5 protein-coding genes are annotated in these 4500 nt (G+C 41.2%); all 5 read right to left on the bottom strand.

From position 1 onward, the window contains the following. The coding region (locus LC574_RS27970) for a DUF1822 family protein (RefSeq protein WP_229456927.1) at positions 1-444 on the bottom strand (444 nt) is incomplete at its 3' end. 48 nt (positions 445-492) lie between these two features. Then, a complete protein-coding gene (locus LC574_RS27965) occupies positions 493-1146 on the bottom strand; it encodes a sigma-70 family RNA polymerase sigma factor (RefSeq protein WP_229456926.1) in 654 nt (217 codons plus the stop codon). 625 nt (positions 1147-1771) lie between these two features. Next, entirely contained in the window at positions 1772-2335 is a 564-nt protein-coding gene (locus LC574_RS27960) for a hypothetical protein (protein ID WP_229456925.1), read from the bottom strand. A 58-nt stretch (positions 2336-2393) separates the two neighbouring features. Next, positions 2394-3104, bottom strand: coding sequence for a DUF4386 family protein (locus tag LC574_RS27955; protein ID WP_229456924.1), 711 nt, complete (start codon positions 3102-3104; stop codon positions 2394-2396). A gap of 505 nt (positions 3105-3609) precedes the next feature. Next, positions 3610-4500: PEP-CTERM sorting domain-containing protein (locus LC574_RS27950; protein WP_229456923.1), on the bottom strand; the 891-nt coding region annotated here is incomplete at its 5' end.

The raw sequence follows: 4500 nt of genomic DNA, 5'->3' as shown, positions 1-4500 counted from the left end.
AGTCTGTAACTCGTTAAAAAAAAGTTCACCAGCTTTTACTGTTTTAGCAAACCCGATTAGAGTTGCTTGTTGATGTTCTATATCTAGCTCAACTACAACTACGCCGATTCTGTCATCCGGGACTTCTGGTGGAATATAGCAGAGATTACCAGGGCTTGCAGGGCGACATTCTAAGTAACCTAATACACTCAACTTGAGGTCTGCCACATCTGCATAATAGCGCATGGCACAATTCCAACTATCGCTAGCCTTTGGGTCTGTGGGAATGTTCATCATTTCCATGTAATCATTCACCGCACATACAGCCAACGTATTAAGATATACCTGTTTTTTCTTTTCTGGTGTTATCTGTTCATCAGCAAAAAAGCGTGCTATCTTTAGTGCTGCTTGGGTAATAGATACTGGAATGGATTTTTCTGCTAAGTTTTTAGTGCTATGAATCATAGTTTCCTTCCATTTGATAGATAGTTTTCTACTTTAGATATCTTTGCCTTAATTCCAAATTTCGTGATACCCTTGCCTGAGAGCAAAATTTCGTAAGCGAGGTAAGCATTCACGTTTATAGAAGTTGGGTGCAGTTGATGGAGGTAAATTGAATTCCTTGGCAATGTTTTTCCAGGGGGTTTCTGGAGGCAGGCGTCGCAGGATTAATATTTGGCAAGTTACCTCAGGGCGTCCTTTAACATGAGTGCTGGCTAAGTCATTGTCTGGATCTGTAAAAGCCCATTGATAAGTTTCTTCCAAAATTGGTGGAATATCAGCTGCTGCTGGCAAGTTTTCGATTGCTTTGGTTGTATTTTCAATTTCCAAGGTAGATAGGGGAATAGTCTTAGCTTGAATTTGGGCTTCTCTAGAGCGAAAATCTTGCAGTCGCCACTTGAGACAATTGTCGAGCCAGGTGATCACACTACAACTCTCCGGGTTATACTGCTCTGGGTTTCGGCAGAAATATAACCAAGTTTGTTGCAGAGCATCATTATAATAAGCTGTGTTCTCTTTCCAGAGTTTGCCCGATTTCACTACAACTCTAACTATCTCACTAAGTTTTTGCCGCCGCATCATACTCGTTGTTGTTTGCGAACAAGCTCGGCATACGAGATGCTGGAGTTGTTGGTTTAGATTAGTGACCGTGTGGACGTTTGTCATAGAAAATCTCCTGGTGAAATACTTGCAGAAGTAGTCTAGAGATGCCTCTGACTGTTTAAATTTCTAATAAACGAATCCATAACTTGATGTTTAATACCTGGATTAGTAGAGTTTACTATCTAGTTATCAAACTCAAGTTCAAGTTTTTCGCAGAAATTCATAAAAAGTTTTCTGACCAGTATTTCATCGCTGGAGTTTTCATAGTATATATGAACTAATATGTTCCCACGACAATCAAGGATGCGATCGCTCTATTAGCGGGGTGTAGTCCATTCTGACTTCTAAATTCTGAATTCAGCTGTATTTTGTGCAAGTTCTTTATCCAACATAATCAATTAAATATGCGAAAAAGAGGAAGCGATCGCTTCCTCTCTCCAAAATGGCCATCCCTTTACCGATGGGAATTACCATCATTTTAGGCAATAGGAATTTCGGAATGCCCTGAAAACCATTTCTCAATCCACTGCGCTTAATATTCAAATTGCTTTCAACAGCATTATTGGCACGATTAATTATTGGACTCTTTACGATCTACTCGTTGTCCGGAATGAAAACCTAGAACCTGAAGTCTTAGCCACACAGATATCCTCGCAGCCTGACACACTAGTTCCCGCTCCCCCAAAGGCTAGATATGCCCTTTTCTATTCTTGAGACGAGAAGAAACTGCACCTAAACCTCCAAAGATCAATAGACCTATGGATAAAGAGGATTCAGGCACTTTTGTATTAGAAACGATATTTAAAGATAATGGAAAGGGAATACGTATGACACCGTATCCATTACCAGTTGTAAAGCCAACATCTTCAACTTGGGCGTCTTCATAAACTATTTGAAGTCCACCACCAGCACTAGCAACATCTTGTAAAAAAGCATCTGCTAAACCTGCCGTTAAGGAAGTTAATCCAGTAGGTTTACTCGCAATAAATGGGTCAGTAAGAATGGCTTCGCTATCATCCACTGTTGCAGGAGTAGGGCCGTATTCGAGAAATGAATAAAAAGGAGTATATCCAAAATCAATTATCTTGGTGGTGTCATAAGTTAGATATAACTCGACATCATCTGGGTTGGCGGTATAAATTCTTTCTTCAAGTGATGAATTGGGACTGGAAAACCAATCCTTTCCTAGCTTGTCATCCCCTAAGTTCCAGGTAGCAGTAAAATCGCGATCGCTTTTTTGTCCGTAGCTCAAGCCAATGTACAGATATTAGGGTTCCAATACTTCAAAAAAGGATGCGATCGCCGGAATACTACCCATGAGGCAGATTATTCTGTATAATAAATAACACTACACCTGTGGACAGAAACCATATCTGGAGCATGGTCACTGATATGACGATAAATGCTCCCAAATCCACCCCGAACATTTCGAGTAATGAACTCGCAAGAAATAGAGCAGCTACGATTCCGAGAAGCCCCAACCAATGCGGTAGTGTTTTTGACCGCAACAAGGCAATGGAGAGGATCGTTAACCACAATACTGCAAATAAGCTTACACCTAGTACTTCACCTACAGATCCAGCATAGTCATTGAGGACTTTGTACACAACGATGATTGCTTCCCGAGTCTGTGCAGAGGTTGAAGGATCGGCATAGAGTGTTGCAAGAGCTGGCATCGGTACTAACCAACGAATAATGCCTAGCGTGCGAGCGACTGTAGATGCGATTCCGAACCCTGTCGCAACACGAAGCCATAGGGGGTTTGCGTTTCCATTGGCAACCACGCGTGCAGTCAATAATGCCACGACCCAGAAGAGCAGAGAGTAAAGTAGGTAGAAGAAGTAACCAATCCTGACGAGTTGAGCCTGCTTGAACAGTAATGGTAACATGACGTTAGCAGGTGCCCTTAGGCTAGCAGGCCAGTTGATCGCTGGGCCAAGGATTAACATTGGCACAAAGATCAAGAAACTTTCAACAATTAATACAAGACTAGTAGTGCGATACAGCGCTTTTATAGACACGAGAGAGCTTCCTTGTTACACAATTGGATTATAGGTTCAGAGTTGCATAAGACTAAGGTTAAAATTAAATCCTTAAGTGATCAAAGCTTGGAAGAATAGATTTTGAAGCCTATAATTTGGGAAATTCTCCAAGTTCTAATTGGGAGCATCCCAAATGTGCAAGTTTATTTTTATACGGTATTTGGACTTAAACGGAGAATCAAATAACGAACCGCAAAGGATGCAAAGAACGCAAAGGAAAGAGGTTTGTACAGGGTTTTTGTACCAGTCCTATGTCTTTTGGCAAAATTGGGATGCTCCCTTCTAATTTACGTAAACGCGTTGTGGCTTGCCTTATGCATCGCCGCTTGCGGACTTTTTACGAAGTAAGATAATCAGTTGATCTACGGCGAACAAGCTCCGTATTGATTTTATGGTTCGTGTATTTAGAGATTTGTGCTTAAGGATATACTTGCTATTTGACGTTTTTGCAAAAGTGAGAAGATTTTTATTCTCTTGTTCTCTATCAGCTCCCTCTCAATTGACGACCTATCCTAGTTTTCCGTTTCTTGAAACGAGAAACTGCACCTAAAGCCCCAACCATCAATAGTCCTAATACTGAAGACGATTCTGGTATTGCTACCGCTCGTAAAGAGCCAATGAATCGAAGATTTATTACACCGAATCCGTTACCAGTCACAAAATTACTGTCGTCAACAACGTTGTCCTCGATAACTACTTGGACTCCACCGCCAGCAACAGCAATATCTTGTAAGAAAGCGTCAGCCAACGCGTCTGCAAATGGATCTAATTCAGTAACTTTTATTGCTTTAATCGGGTCAGTATAAGCAACATCAATGTCATCAGAAAGTTGCGTGGTAGCACCGTAATCAAGAGCTGAATAAATATTAGAATACCCGAAACTAACTATTTTATTTGTCTCATAAGAGAGGAATAGTTCAACATCATCTGAATTAGCCTTATAAATTCTTTCCTCAATCTTGGAAGTGGGACTAGCAAACCAATCTTGACCAAGCTTATCTTCACCCAGATTCCATGTGGTGGTGAAACTAAGATCACTTTTTTGCCCATAGCCAAATCCCAGATTGCTTGGAGCAATTCCGTTACTTGTCAAATAGCTACTTAGGCTAGGAAAGCCAGCAATTTCAGTTACGTTCGCAGTTCTGGTTGCACCGCTAGGAGGTACTTCAGGGCTTCCCTGCCGACCAGTTGTGTAATAAGGAGCGCCATTACCAGATGCATTTAAACTGATATCTCGATGACCAAAATCTGGGGCAGAGGAATCAAGATTGAAGAAAGCTGAATAACCCTGCTTTTCGGACGGGGTTCCTAACAAATTTAATTTATAGGCAGAGTCGATTGGTCGTGAAGCAATATATTGCAATTGGTCGAAGTT

The sequence above is a fragment of the Nostoc sp. CHAB 5715 genome (genome assembly GCF_020829685.1).
GTDB lineage: Bacteria > Cyanobacteriota > Cyanobacteriia > Cyanobacteriales > Nostocaceae > Nostoc.
The sequence above is the reverse complement of the archived record's forward strand: the minus strand, read 5'-3'. Positions and strand labels throughout refer to the sequence as shown.